Annotated in this window: 20 protein-coding genes and 1 riboswitch; of the genes, 4 read left to right on the forward strand and 16 right to left on the reverse strand. The window is 36.6% G+C overall.

The window, feature by feature from the left end; genetic code table 11:
• Window positions 1–88 precede the first annotated feature (88 nt).
• The 11 genes from WKS98_RS06250 to WKS98_RS06300 form a co-directional block, all read right to left on the reverse strand.
• Window positions 89–862: a hypothetical protein gene (locus WKS98_RS06250; protein ID WP_498917841.1), complete on the reverse strand. Its 774-nt coding sequence runs from the start codon at window positions 860–862 to the stop codon at window positions 89–91.
• Window positions 859–1479, reverse strand: coding sequence for a DUF1700 domain-containing protein (locus tag WKS98_RS06255; RefSeq protein ID WP_498917843.1), 621 nt, complete (start codon window positions 1477–1479; stop codon window positions 859–861). The genes WKS98_RS06250 and WKS98_RS06255 overlap by 4 nt, the downstream gene beginning before the upstream one ends.
• Window positions 1476–1790, reverse strand: coding sequence for a PadR family transcriptional regulator (locus WKS98_RS06260; protein ID WP_498917844.1), 315 nt, complete (start codon window positions 1788–1790; stop codon window positions 1476–1478). The genes WKS98_RS06255 and WKS98_RS06260 overlap by 4 nt, the downstream gene beginning before the upstream one ends.
• A gap of 340 nt (window positions 1791–2130) precedes the next feature.
• Window positions 2131–3309 (reverse strand): methionine adenosyltransferase, encoded by a 1179-nt coding sequence (metK, locus tag WKS98_RS06265; RefSeq protein ID WP_498917846.1) that lies wholly within the window; start codon window positions 3307–3309, stop codon window positions 2131–2133.
• A 47-nt stretch (window positions 3310–3356) separates the two neighbouring features.
• A riboswitch (SAM riboswitch) is annotated at window positions 3357–3450 on the reverse strand.
• A 49-nt stretch (window positions 3451–3499) separates the two neighbouring features.
• Window positions 3500–3973 carry a 2-C-methyl-D-erythritol 2,4-cyclodiphosphate synthase gene (ispF, locus tag WKS98_RS06270; protein ID WP_498917848.1) on the reverse strand — a complete coding sequence of 158 codons (474 nt, stop codon included), beginning with the start codon at window positions 3971–3973 and terminating at the stop codon, window positions 3500–3502.
• The gene (gene ispD / locus WKS98_RS06275; RefSeq protein WP_498917849.1) at window positions 3970–4674 is read right to left on the reverse strand and encodes a 2-C-methyl-D-erythritol 4-phosphate cytidylyltransferase; all 705 of its coding nucleotides are present in this window, start codon (window positions 4672–4674) and stop codon (window positions 3970–3972) included. Before ispD ends, ispF begins: the two co-directional genes overlap by 4 nt.
• A 24-nt stretch (window positions 4675–4698) precedes the next feature.
• Window positions 4699–4971: a hypothetical protein gene (locus WKS98_RS06280; RefSeq protein ID WP_498917850.1), complete on the reverse strand. Its 273-nt coding sequence runs from the start codon at window positions 4969–4971 to the stop codon at window positions 4699–4701.
• Window positions 4972–5006: 35 nt separating this feature from the next.
• Window positions 5007–6089: a PIN/TRAM domain-containing protein gene (locus WKS98_RS06285; protein ID WP_498917852.1), complete on the reverse strand. Its 1083-nt coding sequence runs from the start codon at window positions 6087–6089 to the stop codon at window positions 5007–5009.
• Window positions 6090–6103: 14 nt separating this feature from the next.
• The gene (locus WKS98_RS06290) at window positions 6104–6592 is read right to left on the reverse strand and encodes a CarD family transcriptional regulator (protein WP_498917854.1); all 489 of its coding nucleotides are present in this window, start codon (window positions 6590–6592) and stop codon (window positions 6104–6106) included.
• A gap of 124 nt (window positions 6593–6716) precedes the next feature.
• Complete coding sequence (locus tag WKS98_RS06295; RefSeq protein WP_498917856.1) at window positions 6717–6923, reverse strand: heavy-metal-associated domain-containing protein; 207 nt, start codon at window positions 6921–6923, stop codon at window positions 6717–6719.
• Window positions 6924–6932: 9 nt separating this feature from the next.
• Window positions 6933–9281, reverse strand: coding sequence for a heavy metal translocating P-type ATPase (locus tag WKS98_RS06300; protein ID WP_498917858.1), 2349 nt, complete (start codon window positions 9279–9281; stop codon window positions 6933–6935).
• 104 nt (window positions 9282–9385) lie between these two features.
• Between WKS98_RS06300 and WKS98_RS06305 the strand changes: the two genes are divergently transcribed.
• A complete protein-coding gene (locus WKS98_RS06305) occupies window positions 9386–10837 on the forward strand; it encodes a nicotinate phosphoribosyltransferase (protein WP_498917860.1) in 1452 nt (483 codons plus the stop codon).
• Window positions 10838–10871: 34 nt separating this feature from the next.
• Here the strand turns inward: WKS98_RS06305 and WKS98_RS06310 are convergent, their stop codons facing one another.
• The 5 genes from WKS98_RS06310 to WKS98_RS06330 all read right to left on the reverse strand — a co-directional run bounded on the left by WKS98_RS06310 (window position 10872) and on the right by WKS98_RS06330 (window position 16144).
• A complete protein-coding gene (locus WKS98_RS06310; protein WP_498917862.1) occupies window positions 10872–12191 on the reverse strand; it encodes an NCS2 family permease in 1320 nt (439 codons plus the stop codon).
• Window positions 12192–12258: 67 nt separating this feature from the next.
• On the reverse strand, window positions 12259–13581 hold the full coding sequence (trkA, locus tag WKS98_RS06315) for a Trk system potassium transporter TrkA (protein WP_498917864.1): 1323 nt from the start codon (window positions 13579–13581) through the stop codon (window positions 12259–12261).
• Window positions 13578–14192, reverse strand: coding sequence for a ribonuclease H1 domain-containing protein (locus tag WKS98_RS06320; protein ID WP_498917865.1), 615 nt, complete (start codon window positions 14190–14192; stop codon window positions 13578–13580). The genes trkA and WKS98_RS06320 overlap by 4 nt, the downstream gene beginning before the upstream one ends.
• Window positions 14179–14697, reverse strand: coding sequence for a phosphatidylglycerophosphatase A family protein (locus WKS98_RS06325; protein WP_498917867.1), 519 nt, complete (start codon window positions 14695–14697; stop codon window positions 14179–14181). The genes WKS98_RS06320 and WKS98_RS06325 overlap by 14 nt, the downstream gene beginning before the upstream one ends.
• Window positions 14690–16144, reverse strand: a complete 1455-nt coding sequence (locus WKS98_RS06330) for an alpha-amylase (protein WP_498917869.1) — start codon at window positions 16142–16144, stop codon at window positions 14690–14692. Before WKS98_RS06330 ends, WKS98_RS06325 begins: the two co-directional genes overlap by 8 nt.
• Window positions 16145–16222: 78 nt before the next feature.
• Here WKS98_RS06330 and WKS98_RS06335 point away from each other — a divergent pair, with 78 nt between their 5' ends.
• From WKS98_RS06335 to WKS98_RS06345, 3 genes are read left to right on the forward strand one after another with little or no spacing between them, the layout of a single operon-like run.
• Complete coding sequence (locus tag WKS98_RS06335) at window positions 16223–16828, forward strand: DsbA family protein (RefSeq protein WP_498917870.1); 606 nt, start codon at window positions 16223–16225, stop codon at window positions 16826–16828.
• A gap of 12 nt (window positions 16829–16840) precedes the next feature.
• Window positions 16841–17572 (forward strand): 23S rRNA (guanosine(2251)-2'-O)-methyltransferase RlmB, encoded by a 732-nt coding sequence (gene rlmB, locus WKS98_RS06340; protein WP_498917872.1) that lies wholly within the window; start codon window positions 16841–16843, stop codon window positions 17570–17572.
• Window positions 17565–18092, forward strand: a complete 528-nt coding sequence (locus WKS98_RS06345) for an NYN domain-containing protein (RefSeq protein WP_498917873.1) — start codon at window positions 17565–17567, stop codon at window positions 18090–18092. Before rlmB ends, WKS98_RS06345 begins: the two co-directional genes overlap by 8 nt.
• The last annotated feature ends 172 nt before the right edge of the window (window positions 18093–18264 follow it).

Below are 18264 nucleotides of genomic sequence, written 5' to 3' on the forward strand. Positions count from 1 at the left end.
TAAATATATCATAAAATGGCCATTAGTTTAAGAGGATATTTCTTTTTACAAAAGAAAAACACTTCATCACTTGGACGAAGTGTTATTTTTAATTCATTTCCAAATCTACATTTACACTATTAATGACAAATCGATGTTCCCCTGTACCAAACTTTCTATTCATATCACCCATGCCGTCGCTTGATCCCTGTGGACTTTCAAAATCAAATTGAACTGCATTGATGTTGACATCAAAGTTATTATTTTTAACATTGATTTCAGCATCAACATTTGTGCCATCTATGTCTATGTCAAAGGAATTTTCAGAACTACTTTCAACATCAATTTCCATACCAGCTATATCTAATGATCTTAAGTCTATGTTGTTACTTAGGCTGATATTGGTTCCATTTAAAGTAAGATTAACTTTGCCTGGGTTATTAGTGTAGATTTCAACTTCCATAAGGTCATTGTTCTTTGTGCTTAATGAAATGGAATTGTTACTAATATTTTCCTTAAAATTTTCATTTTTTGCCACTAATTTCATATTGTTTTTATCCGACTTTATAACTTCCACATCAATGGAATTTCCATCAAGGGCTATGTTTTCAATTCCAGTTAGGTCATAATCTTTTTCAATTCTATTATCGTCATGGGATGAACCTACAGATGTATTAATAGAAAATTCTCCATCTTTATACTTAATCTTTCCATTGTTATTTTTTAAGTTTATATAAAAACCATCTCCATCTTTATACTTATAACTTTCTGCCATTACATTTTGAAAGTCAAAAATAAAGAAGGATATTATTGAAAGGCCTAGCAATACAAAAAATATAATGGCTAATTTCGCATTTGAGCCTAAATTTTTAAATTTTTTCATTGTCTGCTCCTTTTCCATTTATATGTTTGGTATTTGTCTCCTATCTTGCCACCTAAAAATGCAATTAGACTTATGGTTAGTTTTATTACAAGCACACCTAACACAAGGGCTGTCAGTGAAGAAAGCGTTCTTGTAATAGGACTTAACACCGTAAAGCTCGGTCCCACATCTACAAATGGCAAAAATGGAAATAGTGTTGCAACTAAAACTGCAACTCCCGCCGCTATGGCAGAAATCCCAATTGCACCTACAGTAACAATAATCGCAAAAATTGTAGCAGCAAGGGCAATTACAATTGAGCCCCAAAATGGTGATAGAACAATTAAAAGTAGTATCAGTGCCCAGTTTAAATTGCCCGCACCGTCTCTAAAAAATCCCTTTGACTTTTTTGAAGTACTAGAGCTTGAAACCTTTGGTTTTCTGCTTTCATAATTTAAATACTCATGGGCAATAGTCTTTGGCGAACCGAGATCTTTAGAAATTTCCTCTTCAGTCTTGCCATGTGCCATGCCCTCTTGAAAATGTAAATTGTATTCTTCTAAAATTTCATCCACCACCGTTTTAGGCAGTTCTGATAAATAATACCTTAATAGGTCCATAAATTCGACCCTTTTCATACTAACCTCCCTAATAATTCTTCTACGCCTTTTATAAAATCATTCCACTGATTAATCTGTACTTTGAAATTTTCCTTGCCCTCTTCCGTAAGCCTATAATACTTTCTCGGTGGTCCCGACTCCGACTCTCTCAAGTAGGACTCCACCAATCCACCATTACTAAAACGTCTTAGAAGGGGGTATATGGTACCTTCAGAAATATCCACATACTTGGAAATCTCTTCCACTAGCTCATAACCATAACAGTCCCTGTCGTTGAGGAGAGCAAGTACTAAAAGTTCAAGTACACCTTTTTTGAATTGTATATTCATCCCTACCTCCTATGTACATTATAATGCATGCTACTATGTAATGCAAGATAGCGTGTAAGAAATTATAGTTAAAATTCAAAAACTTTCAATTAAAAGTTTATTTTTGTCTTGTAGGGATATGTACTGCGAGGCATTATGTCTCTATTTAATGTTATGCTTAGTATGTCGAAGCATTCTTGACCTAACAGAATATGAAGTCTTTGTTGCAGTTTATATGTCGATATCGTTTCACTTTTCAAAAAAAAGAGTCATAAGGTGACCCGTTAGATAGAGGTTAGATATTAGTTGAATGAGGTTAGTAAAGATGGAATAAAAAAAGGAGTGCAGTGCACTCCCTATACTATAAATATTTTTTTAATTCTTCTGCCTTGTCTACTTCTTCCCATGGGAAGCCTTCGTCATTTCTACCGAAGTGACCGTAGCTTGCAGTCTTTTTGTAAATTGGTCTTCTTAGGTTTAAGTTTTCTATTATTGCCGCTGGTCTTGTATCAAAGTTATCTCTAATTATTTCTGCTAGTTTTTCATCTGATACCTTTCCTGTTTCGAAACTATCTACGAAGATTGAAACTGGTTTTGCAACTCCAATTGCATATGCAAGGCCCACTTCTACTTTGTCACATAGTCCTGATGCAACAAGGTTTTTTGCGATGTATCTTGCCATGTAAGCACCAGATCTATCTACCTTTGTTGGGTCTTTGCCAGAGAATGCTCCGCCGCCATGTTTTGAAAAACCACCGTATGTGTCAACGATAATCTTTCTTCCTGTTAGTCCTGCATCTCCCATTGGTCCACCAATTTCAAATCTGCCTGTTGGGTTGATGTAGAATTTTGTGTTTTCGTCTATAAGTTCCTGTGGAATTGTCTTTAGGATTAATTTTTCCTTAATGTCTTTTCTTAAGTCCTCTGTTGTTACATTTGGGTCGTGTTGTGATGATACTACCACTGCGTCTACTCTAGTTGGCTTTCCATTTTCGTATTCAACTGTCACTTGTGACTTGCCATCTGGTCTTAAATAGTCTAATACTTTATCTTTTCTAAGTTTTGTAAGGTTTTTACAAAGCTTGTGTGAAAGTGAAAGTGGAAGTGGAATTAATTCTTTTGTTTCGTTACAAGCATAACCAAACACCATTCCTTGGTCCCCTGCTCCAATTTTATCGAATTTATCTTCGTCTCCCTCTTTTGCTTCCATGGAGTTGTCAACGCCAAGGGCAATGTCCTTTGACTGTTCATTTATTGAAGTGAATACTGCACATGTGTCGCAGTCGAATCCATACTTACCTCTATCGTATCCTATTTCTCTAACGGTTTCTCTAACTATTGTCGGTATGTCCACATATGTGTTTGTGGAAATTTCTCCAGCTACTATTACTGCGCCTGTTGTTGTTAGGGTTTCACATGCAACACGAGCGTTTTTGTCATTTTCTAATATTGAATCCAGTATTGCGTCTGAAATTTGATCACAAATTTTATCTGGATGACCTTCTGTTACTGATTCTGATGTGAATAATTTTTTTGTCATTTTTCCTCCTTCATAAAAAAAACCTCGCTGAAAAGCAAGGTTCTAAAATCTTATTTTTCAGATAAACTGCAGGACTTAGCACCTAATTTAATAGGTTGCCGGGTTTCATAGGGCCTTTCCCTCCACCACTCTTAATAAGTAAGTATTCAATTCGTAATTTCATTGTAGCATTTTATATCTTACAATTCAACTATTTTTCTTCTAAAAGTACCACCGCATAGCAAGTTATGCCTTCGCCTCTTCCTTCGAAGCCCATCTTTTCTGTAGTGCTTGCCTTTATGGAAATATTTTTTACATCTGTTTTTAAAACTTTTGCAATATTTTCTCTCATGTCCATAGTATGTGGAGATATCTTTGGCATTTCACAAGCAATGGTGGAGTCGATATTTCCAATTTTGTATCCCTCTTTGTCCATAACTTGAACGACTCTCTCTAAAAGCACCATGGAGTCTATGTCTTTGTACTGCATGTCAGTGTCTGGAAATAATTTTCCAATGTCTCCCATGGCAAGGGCCCCAAGTACTCCGTCCATAATGGCGTGCACCAACACATCTGCATCGGAGTGGCCAAGAAGTCCTTTTTCAAATTCTATTTTCTTTCCTCCAAGGATTAAGTCTCTTCCTTCCACAAGTTTATGCACATCGTATCCAAATCCAATTCTCAATTTTCGTCCTCCATCTTTGCAAGAATTTCTCCAATGATTAAATCTTCTTTAGTTGTGATCTTAATATTGTCGTATTCGCCAATATATATTTTTACCTTTTGTCCAATAACTTCCATTAGTGACGAGTCGTCGGTAACTTTTATATTTTCTTTAAAGGCTTTTTCATATCCCTTTACTAGGGCGTCCTTGTAAAAAATCTGTGGTGTTTGGGCGTTGTAAAGCTCTTCCCTGTTGGGAGTGTAAGCTATGTAGCCCGCCTTTGCATTTTTTATGGTGTCCTTCATAGGAACGCATACTACCACAGCTTCGTTTTCCCTCACTTCTTTTAATGCGCCAATAATGGTGTCTTTCTTTACAAATGGCCTTACGCCGTCATGTGTAATTACGATTTCTGAATCCTTAGACACCTGGCTTAACCCATTAAAGGTAGACTCTTCCCTTGTGGCACCGCCCTTTGCAAATTTTAGTTTCGATGAATAGTCCTTTAATATTTCAGAACATCTATCAATTTCCGTTTCTGAAACCACAATAATTATTTCACGTACAAAGGGAAGGTGGAAAAATTTTCCAACGGTTCTGTGAATTATCTCTCGATTATTAAGTTTTAAAAATTGTTTTGGCAATTCTGTCCCCATTCTAGTTCCACTGCCTGCTGCAGTAATAATAACGGAGATGCCTTTATTTAAAATCTTATCGTCCATATGAAAATTATACCATATAACTACCTATGCTCCTGCAATCATGTATCCAATTGACATAATTATAAAAAATGAAATTATAAGTAGAAAATTTAGAAACATAAATACATAGTCCCTTTGACTCCTTGCACATAGTAGTCCTATTATTCCAATGGTTGGACAAATAAATACAGTAGCAAGTCCTATGGGTCTTACGCCTCCCAGAAAGGAAAGTTTTGCGTCTTTAAATACAAATGCAATAATTAAAATCAAAATTCCAACTAGAAATATAAATCTTGAAATGTTTTTTTCTGTTAACATGTCTCCTCCTAATATTAAAAAGGACCCAAAAGGTCCTAGTTAATTCTTACAAATATCATTTTGCCCGCCGCAGTTTGAAGAACTGATGTAACTGTTGCATCAACAGTTTGGCCAATGTATTTCTTACCATCTTCCACGACTACCATGGTGCCGTCTATTAGGTATGCAATACCTTGGTTGGACTCCTTGCCGTCTTTGATTATGGTAACTGTCATCTGTTCGCCAGGTATAACTATGGACTTCATTGCATTTGCCAGTTCGTTTATGTTTAACACTTCAACATTCCTAACTGCTGCAACCTTGTTTAAGTTGTAGTCGTTGGTTACAAGTTTTCCACCAACGTCCAGCGCCATCTGTAGAAGTTTTGAATCAACTTCCTTAATTTCACGATATCTCTTATGGGACACTTCCACCGGTAGACTTGAATCGTTTTGGATCATACGAAGAATGTCTAAGCCTCTTCGTCCCTTCTTTCTTCTCAAGTCGTTGTCAGAATCTGCAATATGTTGTAACTCTTCCAATACAAATATTGGTATTACAATCTTTCCGTCTAAAAATCCAGTGTCTATTATGTCTTTGATTCTACCGTCAATGATTACCGAGGTATCAAGTATTTTTATAAGGCCGTCTGCAGTTTCCTTTGCAGGTCTATCGATGCCCGCTCTTATCTTTTCTAAAATACTTCCAGTCTCTTTAAACCACTGCATACCAAGTCTCATTCCAATGTAGCCCAGGGTAATGTAAATTATTATTGAAAGTATAATAAATGGAACATTGCCAACAACAGGTAATTTGATTTGGATAATTAACATGGAGATTAAAAACGCCACGAAAATTCCTAAAATCGTTCCCACTGCTGTGCTAATAAGTTCCTGAACGGAGAGTTTCTTCATATATGTTGAAGCTCTTTCCGCAGATTTTTCCAATCCATTTAACATCTTTGGAAAGAAATTATAAAAAATAATAGCAAAAAGAATAATTCCTATAGCATATATGCCTATTCTCCAATATGTGGGTAACCCTGAAACAACCTTTGTCTTGTCAATTAAGTAGACTATGGTAAAACCAAAAATTGCCCCTAAGAGAGTCATTAGTACATTGACTACTCTTTTAGCCAAAGTAGCACCTCCTTCTATTTGTTTTCATTTTTAAATAGGTTCTCTAAATTGTTTTCAACTTCCGCAACTTTCTTTCCTTCCACAACTGAAAGTTCTGAAATTAGCATCTTCTTTGAACTGTGTAAAAGTTTCTTTTCTGCCATTGATAGTCCTCTGTCCAAATCGAGAGTGTATAAATCTCTAAACACTTCTGCAATGCCTTGGAGCTCGCCTAGACGAAGTTTTTCTAAGTTTTCTCTATATCTTTCATTCCAATTAGAATTGATTTCAACATCTTTTAACTTCAATGTACTTAGAATGTCGTCGATTTTAGACTCGTCTACAATTGTTCGTATTCCCATGTCGTTAATCTTGTCTATTGGTACAGATATTTTAATTTCTCCAACGGGAATTGAAAGAATATAGTATTCCTTTTCCACGCCCAGTATGGTCTTAAGTGTCTTTTCAACTATGACTCCAGCACCATGCATTGGATAGACTATTTTGTCACCTATTTCAAACATTTTTTCACCTCTACTATCATTATAATATATAAATCAAGTTTGGTAAACATATTATTACATCAAATTTTTCAGCATATGTCAAGTATTTTTATAAAAAATAGGGAAGTATTTCACTTCCCCATGTTTATTTTATTGATGAAACATCAAAGCCAATGTCTTCCACTGCCTCTTTTAGTTTCTCATTTGATACATCATTATGAGTTACTTTAACTTCTTTTGTGGAAAGATCCACATCTACCTTCTCCACACCTTTAACTTCTTCCAGTGCCTTTCTCACTGAAGCTTCACAGTGTGAACAAGTCATTCCATCAACGATTAATAATGTTTCCATATGTTCCTCCTATTTAAATGATTTTAATCTAAGTGAATTGGTTACAACTGAAACAGAACTAAATGCCATTGCCGCCCCTGCAATCATTGGATTTAAAAATCCCAGTGCTGCAATTGGTATTCCGATTACATTGTAAAAGAATGCCCAAAATAGATTTTGTTTTATTGTCCTCATGGTCCTCTTTGAAAGTTCTATTGCCTTAACAACGGATTTTATATCTCCATTTATTATGGTTATGTCTGACGCCTCAATGGCAACGTCGGTCCCTGTGCCAATGGCAAAACCGATGTCCGCCTGTGCCAGTGCTGGTGCGTCGTTTATTCCATCTCCAACCATGGCAACAACTTTGCCTTCATTCTTTATTTCCTTTATCTTATCGGACTTGTCCTGTGGCAGAACTTCCGCATAGACCTTTTCAATGTGTAGGCTCTTTGCAATTGCATTTGCCGCCCTCTTGCTGTCTCCTGTAATCATATAGGTTTCTATACCCATTTCATGAATCCTATCTATAGCATCTTTGGAGCTTTCCTTAACTTCGTCTGCAACGGAGATTATTCCAAGAAGACTCTTTTCGTCAAAGAGCATTAGTGGTGTCTCGCCCTTTCCTTGCAATTTTTCTATATCCTCAATAGAGTAGGAAATATTTTTTTCATCCATTAGCTTTCTATTTCCAATAAAGTAATTAACTCCATCAATACTTCCAGAAACTCCCTTTCCGGTTAGTGAATCAAAATTTGAAACTTCAACCATTTCGATTTTATTTTCTTTACAATAGTTCACCACAGCTTCTCCCAGTGGATGTTGTGATGCATTTTCTAATGATGAAAATATTTTAAGCATGTCTTCTTCACTAATGTCCGAATAATTTTCCACAGACTTTACTACAGGCTTTCCTTCAGTTAGTGTTCCAGTCTTGTCGAATACCACAGAGTCAATTTTACATGCCCTCTCTAGGTACTCGCCAGACTTTATTAATATACCTAAGTTTGCTCCTCGCCCTGTTCCAACCATAATTGCCGTTGGTGTGGCAAGGCCCAGTGAACATGGACATGCGATTACTAGTACTGCCACTGCGTGCATTATGGCAGGGTCAATTGATTTTTTTACAAACCATGTAATGGCAAAGGTGAAGATTGCAATTACAATTACGGATGGCACGAAAACTCCCGCAATTTTGTCTGCCAGTCTTTGCACCGGCGCCTTGTGTTCTTGCGCCTCTTCCACTAGCTTAACAATTTGTGAAAGCATGGTGTCCTTGCCAACCTTAGTGGCTTCAAACTTTATAAATCCATTTTTATTTATGGTTCCGCCGATAACTTCGTCGCCAACTGTCTTTTCCCTTGGAATGGACTCTCCTGTTACCATGGCTTCATCAATGGAGGTTTCTCCAAAAATAATCTTCCCATCTACAGCAACTTTTTCTCCCGGCCTGACGTCAATTATATCGCCGACCACAACTTCTTCTATGGGTATCTCTATAACTTCTCCATCTCTTTCTACCACTGCAGTCTTTGCTTGTAGTTCCATAAGCTTATTTATGGCATCGGTGGTTCTAGTTTTTGCCCTCTTTTCAAAATACTTTCCTAGCAGTATTAAGGTTATAATCACCGCTGAGGATTCATAATAGAGCTCGCTTGATCCAATTATGGTGTGATATAGTGAAAAGAAAAACGCCGCGGAAGTACCCATGACTATTAAAACGTCCATGTTGGCTCCCCCACCTCTTATGGAGTTGAAGGCACCTTTATAAAATCTCCTTCCAATGTAAAACTGTACTGGAATTGCAAGGGCAAGTTGCACCCATCCATTTAATAAAAATATATGCATGCCTGCCATGTGGAAAAACATGGCAGAAAAAAGTGGTATGGTGAAGATTAAAGATATAATTAAATCTCTCTTTAATCCCTTTAGCTCCCTGTCATCACGATTTATTACATTGTCTTCATCTTTATCTACAGTGGCACCATAACCCGCCTTTTCAACCTGCTTTATTATTTCATCTTCCGTTACAAGGCCATTTTTAAAACGTACCACTCCCGAGTTAGTAATTGAATTTATAACGGCTTCTTCAATGGGAAGCTTGTTTAGTAATTTTGTTATTCTTGCTGCACATGCCTCACAGCTCATACCTGTAATGTCTAGCTTTACGGTTTGCAAAGGCACTTTAAATCCTGCCTTTTCAATTTTTTGTGGAATTTCATTTATATTTTCTTCCGAATTTAATTCCACAGCGGCAAGTCCTGTGACAGAATTTACATTTACACTTTCAACCTCTTCCATCTTTGAAAGCACCTTTTCAATTCTCGCTGAACATGCCTCACATGTCATTCCCTCTACTCTTATACTTAACTTTTTCAAAGCATCACCCTTCCTTCCATTGATAATTGTTACTACTTATATTATACCCCTTACAGCTTTTAATAAAAGGGGTATAATATAACTATACCCATAAGGAGGACAAAATGATTAACTGGAAAGATGAGCGTAACCTGTCACTACTTGCAGACTTCTACGAGTTTACAATGGCAAATGGTTACCTAAAAGAAAAAGTACATGAGCATATAACCTATTTCGATTTATACTTTAGATCCGTTCCCGACAAGGGAGGCTTTGCAATCTTCGCAGGCCTTGAGCAGTTTGTACATTATATTGAAAACTTACATTTTGAAGATGACGACATTGAATATTTTAAGAGCAAGGGCATCTTCTCCGATGAATTTATTGACTATTTGAAAAATTTTAAATTCGAATGTGATGTGTGGGCAATGGAAGAGGGAACTGTAGTATTCCCAAATGAACCACTGCTTATTGTTAGAGGGCCTGCAATTCAAGCACAGATGATTGAAACCATGTCACTAATACTTATAAACCACCAAACTCTAATTGCCACAAAGACAAATCGTATTGTCAAGTCCGCCGATGGACGTGCTGTTATGGAGTTTGGTTCAAGAAGGGCGCAAGGTGCAGATGCTGCCACAATTGGTGCCAGAGCCGCATATATCGGTGGCGTTGTAGGAAGCGCCAATGCATACGCCGACAAGCTATATGGAGTGCCAGCCCTTGGTACAATGGCACACTCTTGGGTTATGATGTTTGAAAATGAATTTGAAGCCTTTAGAGCCTATGCTGAAACCTTCCCTGATGACACCACATTACTTGTGGACACATACGACACTTTGAAGTCTGGCATACCAAATGCAATAAAGGTGTTTGACGAAGTTTTAAAACCAATGGGCAAGAGACCTGTGGGAATAAGACTGGACAGTGGAGATATCGCATACCTATCTAAGAAGGCAAGAAAGATGCTTGACGAAGCGGGATATGAAGACTGTAAAATAGTTGCATCTTCTGCACTAGACGAATTTAAAATAAAGGATATGCTTGACCAAGGCGCAATAGTTGACTCCTTCGGCGTTGGAGAAAGACTTATTACATCAATGTCCAATCCAGTATTTGGTGGCGTTTATAAACTTGTTGCAACGGAAGAAAACGGCAACATAACTCCAAAGATAAAAATTAGTGAAAATGTTGAAAAGATTACAACACCTGGTTTTAAACAGGTTTATAGATTTTACGACAATGACGACAACAAGGCCATAGCAGACCTAGTATGTCTTCATGATGAAGAAATAAATAAAGATGAAATTGAAATATTTCATCCGGTGCACACATGGAAGAGAAAAACTTTAACAAATTTCCATTCAAAAAAACTTTTAGTTCCAATCTTTGAAAATGGAAAAAGAGTTTATAATCTACCTTCCCTTGAAGATATTAAAAAGAAAAAGGAAAGTGAAGTTTCAATGCTTTGGGAAGAAGTTCAACGTTTTGAATTTCCACACATCTACATCGTAGACCTATCTCAAAAGCTTTGGGAAATGAAAAACGAAATGATAAATAAGACAAAAATATTTTAAAAAATAGGGGCTACCAATTGGTAACCCCTTTTTATTATCCAAAAATCTTTGGTGCAAGTAATTTTATTAAGAATATTATGGCAAGAACTACCATTAGAGGAGAAACGTCTTTCTTCTTTCCTCCTGCAAGTTTTAAGATTACATATGATATCATACCGAAGCAGATACCTTCAGCTATTGAATATCCAAAAGGCATCATTATGATTGTTATAAATGATGGAATTGCTTCTGAATAGTCATTTAAGTCCACATCCAAAATTGGACTCATCATAAACACTCCAACTATTACAAGCGCCGCTGATGTTGCTGCCGGTGGCACAATTGAAAATAGCGGGAAGAAGAATAGTGAAACTAGGAATAGTGCCCCTGCAGATAGTGATGTAAGGCCTGTTCTTCCTCCTTCTGCAACTCCCGATGCAGATTCAACAAATGTTGTTACTGTAGATGTTCCAAGTAATGCACCACATGTTGTTCCAATGGCATCTGCCATTAGTGCCCTTGACACTCCCGGTAGGTCTCCGTTTTCATCAAGCATATCTGCCTTTGCCGCAACCCCAGTAAGTGTTCCAACTGTGTCGAATATATCTACAAATAGGAATGTAAACACAACCATTAACATCTCCCATGTAAATATATTGTGCATTTCAAGTTTAAATGCAATTGGACTTAAGCTTGGTGGTAGTGAAAAGATACTTCCAGTTTCAGGAAGCTTTGTTACTCCAAGTATAAGGGCAAGCACCGTTGATGAAACAATACCGATTAATAGTGACCCCTTTACATTTCTTGTTGAAAGTATTCCCATAACTAAAAATGCAAAGAAGAATACTATGGCCTCTTTGGAATAGATATCTCCAAGGGCAAGTATAACTCCATCCCCTTGAACAATAAGGTTTGCTGAAGTAAGACCTACTAGGGCAATAAACATACCAATACCTACTGACACCGACTTCTTTAGTGAAAGTGGTATGGAACTGAAGATTGCTTCTCTAACTTTAAAAAATGATAGTAGTATAAATATTAATCCTTCTAAAAACACTGCTGTTAGAGCAAACTGCCAGCTCTTGCCCATCTTAAGTACAACGGAATAAGTAAAGAATGCATTTAGTCCCATGCCCGGCGCCAATACAAATGGCATGTTGGCATATAGCCCCATAAGTAAAATTGCAATTACTGACGCAATTATGGTAGCTGTGAAAACTGCACCTCTGTCCATTCCAGCCTCTGAAAGTATGGATGGATTTACAACAAGTATGTATGACACAGTCATAAATGTAGTAATACCTGCCATGATTTCAGTACGAACATCTGTCTTTTTTTCATTAAGCTTAAAAAACTTAGTTAATTTTTCAGACATTTTTCCCCTCCTTAATATTGATTACATAAGAAATTATACAAGATTTTTAAACTTCTTGCATTATTTTTTATTCTCTTTTGGAAATTATTATAAGCACGTCTTTTGGCTTTAAAACATTGTCACCATTTGGAATCAATATTTTATTTTTCCTTGAGACAAATGCAATAAGTTTCTCCTTCGGAATGGAAATATCGGAAATTAATCGGTTTACATATTCACTGTCCTTTTCCACAACCACCTCTTCTATTTTTATCTTCGACTTAGAGATATTTTTTAATGTGTCTATGGTTAAATCTTCCATGCTTTGGCTAGTCTCAATAAAGTTTTTAATTATATTTAGAACAACATCCTGTTCCGAAAAGGCCAAGTCAATATAGTTTTGTGAGATGTCCTCTAATATTTTTTTGCTGTAGATATTTGCATAGACTCTCTTAACCCCAATATTTTTTGCAATTTGTGAAAGGGTCATGTTGACTTCATCCATCTTTGAAAGTAGGACGAGATTTTCATAGTCTGTAATATCTTCCTTTTCCAGCACATTGATGTCAAAGCCTTCGTCATAAACTGCTTCGCAATTTGGAAAGTCACGTCTTAAAAGGTTTAATAATCTTTTATTTTTCTCTAAAACCTTCACTTGGTGGTCAAACCTTTCAAGCCTTTCCACAAGGAAGTAGGTCAAAAGCCCTCCACCGATTATAAAAAAGGTCTCTCCTGGTTCAATTCCATTTCTCCTACCGAAGAACTTAATGAAGTTGTCGTTACTCGAAATAAGATGAATAATATCCCCTTCAAGAATTACATCATCACCCCTAGGAATAATAACTTTTGACTCCCTGGATATACCTGCCACAAGCATTGGTTTTGGTAATACGTTTGATAGCTCCAAAAGACTATGGGACGCCATCTCGTCATCTTTCAAAACCTTCATCTCAACCATACGCAACTTACCGTGGTCTATTGTATCCACCCTTATAACTTCAGGGGAATAGATTTCACGAAGAATATACCTAGCTGTTTCAAGTTTTGGATTTATAATCAAATCTATGTTTAAGATTTCTCCCATAAACTCCACATGTTCCAGGTATCTGTCATTGTCGCAAATACAAATGGTCTTCTTTGCGCCAAGTTTTTTCGCCATAAGACAAAGTATCATGTTCATTTCCCCATTGGCAGTTGTACTTATAAACACATCTGTATCTTTAATATTGGACTCTTCAAGCACATTGGTGTCCGTTGCATCACCAAGGCTTATGTTAAATGTATCGTATTTTAAAACACGATTTAATCTATCTTTGTCATTTTCGATTATACCTACTTCATGACCCTTTTCTTCAAGAAAGCTCGCAAGGTAAACTCCAAGCTTTCCTGCACCGACAATTAATATTTTCATTTAATTCCCGCACCTTTTTTCGCTAATTTATCTGCCAGTTCATTATATTTTATTCCCCTATGGGCCTCTACCTTTATAAATTTTACATCTATATTCTTACTAAGCCTTTGAAACTCTCTGCTATATGACGCAGTTAGTTCGTTGTTGGTCTTCCAATTTCCAAGGGCCCATGCACTGATGCCCTCGTAATCGTAGTGGATGTGAATTTTTTTAAATCCCATGTCAATAGCCTTTTTTATGGCGTAAATAGTTCCATAAATTTCTCCAGTAACATTTCTATACTGTGCATACTCTGGCCTTTGCACAGTTCCAAAATGTTCCTTAACTCCACTCCTTAGTAAAATCACCACCCCATAGCCACATACACCAGTCTTAACATTGTATGAACCATCAACGTATGAAACCAATTCGTCCTCAGGCACATCGTGTTGTTCAACTTCTTTATTTAAAGGCTTTTCACCACTAATAAAGTTCTCTGCCTCTTCCCTGGTCTTAAACTTTTTATACACGGCGCCACTAAAGCCTTGAGTCTCATTTTTACATTCATCCCAAGTTCTATATACGCCTGGGTTTCTACCAACCTTTACGGCGTAAAAATTATTTCCTGCCATGGGCAAGCCTACTTGCTGCAGCAGCCGCCACCGCCGCCACAATGTCGTCCATAAAGGTATTTACTTCCGTCTTAGGATTTTTATTTTCGTCCAAGTCCCTTATGATTCCAATTTTTTCCTTGTCAAGGTAACCAAAGTTCGTTAGGCCAATAGATCCATATATATTTACAATTGACAGTGGGATTATTTCGTCAATTCCATAAAGTCCCTCATCATTTTTTATAATTGTAAGAAGGGGATCTTCCAGTAAATTCTTCTCCGCCATTTCATCTAGGGCAATGCCCGTTAATATGGCATGGCAAACTTCCCTCTTTGAAAGCACTGCCATAACATTTTCCCTACAAGCTTCCGGCGTTAGGTCTTCAAAGTAATCCTTTTGTAATTCATACACAATGTCTGCAATGTCCTGCACATGAACATCCCTGTCATGAAGCTTCTTATGTGTTGCCTCACGAAGCTCCTCCATGGTGTAATGCGTAATATTTCTAGTTTTATTTTTATTCATCTTTTTCACTCCAACAAGTTATAGTTCCCGGGCCAACTTCAAATTCACCAAAGCCTTCGTCGTCAATGGTTATTTCATTTAAGTTGTTCCCAGTATATTCCTTATAAATTTTTCCGGCTTCCTCTTCTCCAACAAACATCCTTAAGGTTGCCATGTCTCCAGTGGATATTAGTACTGCAAGTTTCTTATTGTGATTTTCGTCCCCTCGTCTTACAAACCCAATTAACTTGTCTGACTCATAGTACATATCTTGCTCTCCATATGCAAACTCACGTCTAATATACATAAGATTTTCAATCATATCCCTATGTCCTTGTGAATTTACAGGTTCTCCCATGCCCATGTAGTCGCCCCAAAACACAGTTGGGTAACCGTCCTTTTGTAGTAAAATTATTCCATAGGCAATCTTTTTAAACCAGTCTTCCACAAAGGACTCCAGCGCCTGTCCCGGCTGTGAGTCGTGGTTGTCTACAAATGTAACGGCAATAGTTGGATGTTCCTTAACCAAGGTGTTGTCAAAGATTTGCCTTATATCGTAATCTCCATTTTTTGATGCCTCGGACATATTGTAATGAAGTCCCACATCAAATAAATCTATATCGTACTTTGTGTCATATAGATACCCATTCACCGTGCCTGGGTCACTTAGCCAATACTCACCAAAAAGATAAAAACCTTCCTTTAAATCTTCCTTTGCCTTAATGTGATTACAAAAATCTAAAATAAACTTATCACCAATATGTTTTAAGGCGTCAAACCTCATTCCATCAAGGGCAAGTTCATCAATAATCCAATAGCCCCAATTGAAAAGTTCTTCCCTGACGTCTGGGTGATTGTGGTCGATGTCTGCAAACATTAGATAGTCGAAGTTGCCCTTTTCATTGGACACTCCCCAGTCCCATCCCTTACCATCACCAACAATTTTAAAAACTCCCTTAACATCATTTAAAGAGTCGTAGTCCACGCCGGAAAAGTGTTCAAAAAACCATGTGAACTCAGAATACTTTCCCTTTCGTCCAGGAAATGTAAACTTGGTCCATGCTTTAATGTCATGAACTTCGCCAATTTCTTTATTTCTATCGTTTTCGTCAACTTGTATCGCCTTAAATACTTCCTCTTCATCCGCCGCTGCCTTGTGATTTAAAATAATATCTCCATACACCGCAATGCCTTTTTCATGAAGAGTGTTTATTAAAGACTTTAATTCTTCCTTAGTGCCATACTTGGTCCTAACACTGCCCTTTTGGTCGAACTCACCAAGGTCATATAAATCGTAGATTCCATAGCCTACGTCATTTGTTCCAGTGGCCTTGCAAAATGGTGGAAGCCATATGGCACTAAAGCCCACTTCAGAAAGATGTTCCGCCATTTCTTTTAATTTATTATAATGGTTGCCATCATCCGGCAAGTACCATTCAAATCCTTGTAAAATAACTGCGTTTTCCATAATTACCTCCAACATAATTGTATAATATCCCTTAAAATATTAAAAGAATGATATAATAGGATGTATTAGGAGGTAGAAATGAAAGTTTGGATGGATTTTACATGCCCTTTTTGTTTAATCGGGCTCAAGAGAATGAAAGAAGCTTTAAAGGACAGTAAATTAGAAAGTTTTAAACTTTCAGCCTTTAGATTAAGCCCTGAATTGAAAGACAATGTTAACTACGTTGAAAATTTAAGTAAAAAATACAACGTCAGCATGGAAAAGGCACTTCAAATGACCATGGGACCAACAAATACATTAAAGAGTGAAGGCCTGGATGTAGATTTTTCAAAAATAGATGAATTAAACACCACAAAGGCACATATGCTTTTGAAAAATTTTGAAAATGACAAAAAATATCTAGACCTTGCATACGAAATATTTACAGCTTACTTTGTAGAAGCTAAAAATATAAATGATGAAAAGGTACTACAAGAAGTTTTAAATAAATTGAAATTAAACGGCGACGTGGAAAATATTTTAAATGACGATACACTTTTAGAAAAAGTTTTAAAAGATAGCGAAATTGCAAAATCAGAAGGAATAAATCTTATTCCAACAATAGTTCTTAGTTCGGGAGAAAAAATTGAAGGTTCACAAAGTACCAAAAACTATTTAGAAATAATGAATCGTGAGGCTAAGTAAGGTAAGGAAAAAATGGACGAATTAATATATGGAAGAAACGCCTGTTTGGAGGCTTTAAACACAGGAAAAGTTGAAGAGCTATACATCCAAAAAGGCAATTTAAAAGGCTCAATAGAAAAAGTCATCGGCAGAGCAAAAAACAAAAATGTAATAATAAAGACCGTAGATAAGAAGACTTTGGACAATATGGCAAATGGCCAAGTTCACCAAGGGGTTATCGCTTCAATATCTTCATTTGAATACTCATCAGTTGACGATATTTTAAACGAAGCGAAAAATAGAAATGAAGATCCTTTTATAGTCATACTAGACGAAATCGAAGACCCACATAATCTTGGTGCAATAATAAGAAGCTGCGAAACAGCAGGAGTGCATGGCGTTATTATTCCAAAGAGGAGATCCGCCAGCATCAACTCTACGGTTTATAAATCCTCAGCAGGAGCATGCAACTACTTAAAAGTTGCCAAAGTGACAAATATAAATAGAACCATTGATGAACTAAAAGAAAAAAATATATTTGTCTACGGCACAGATGGCGATGCGAAAAGTTATTACAATAAAATCAATTTAACAGGACCAATTGCAATAGTTATTGGAAACGAAGGCAAGGGAATTTCAATGCAGATAAAGAAAAACTGCGACGATTTAATCAAAATACCTATGCGTGGAAAAATAACTTCACTTAATGCATCAAATGCATGTGCAGTGGTTTGCTACGAAGTCCTAAGGCAAAGAGATGTCTAAAAAGAAAATCATCTTTGTGGATGGATACAATATTATAAACGCATGGCCAAAACTAATTGCTATAAAAGACAATATTAGCCTTGACGCTTCCAGAGAAGAGCTTATAAATATACTTTCAGAATATCAGTCCTTAGGGGAAGAAAAAGTATATCTCGTGTTCGACGCCTACCTTGCCACAGGAGAGAGAACAATCGGCGAAAGAATTTGTAAAAACATTACAGTATACTTTACAAAACAAAAAGAAACCGCCGACCAATACATAGAAAGAGTATTGGACCTTACAGGAAAAAGAGATGTTATTAGAGTTGCCACCGACGACAGTCTTATACAACAGACCATACTAAGTCGAGGTGGAACAAGACTTTCATCAAGAGAGCTGTTAGTAGAATACCATAATTTAAAAAAACAAATGAGCAGAATGAAAGTAAAAGAACCAGAGTACCATCAAAAGAACCTGGTAACAATAGATGAAAAAACGAAAAATATCCTAGACGAAATAGCAAAGAAATTAAAGAAGTGAGGGAATGCCCTCACTTTTTAATTGTGAAAGTTTAACTTTCAATTTTTAGTTTTAACTTTGGTTTGTAGGGTGAAATCCCTACAACTTTTTTATTACTAGGTTGATTTTTTGTTTAACCAAGAGGAAAGCTAAGAAACCTTTTCGTATGGTTTCTATAGCTTTCCCCTTGAAA

The organism is Lagierella sp. ICN-221743, assembly GCF_037890055.1.
Lineage (GTDB): Bacteria > Bacillota > Clostridia > Tissierellales > Peptoniphilaceae > Mediannikoviicoccus.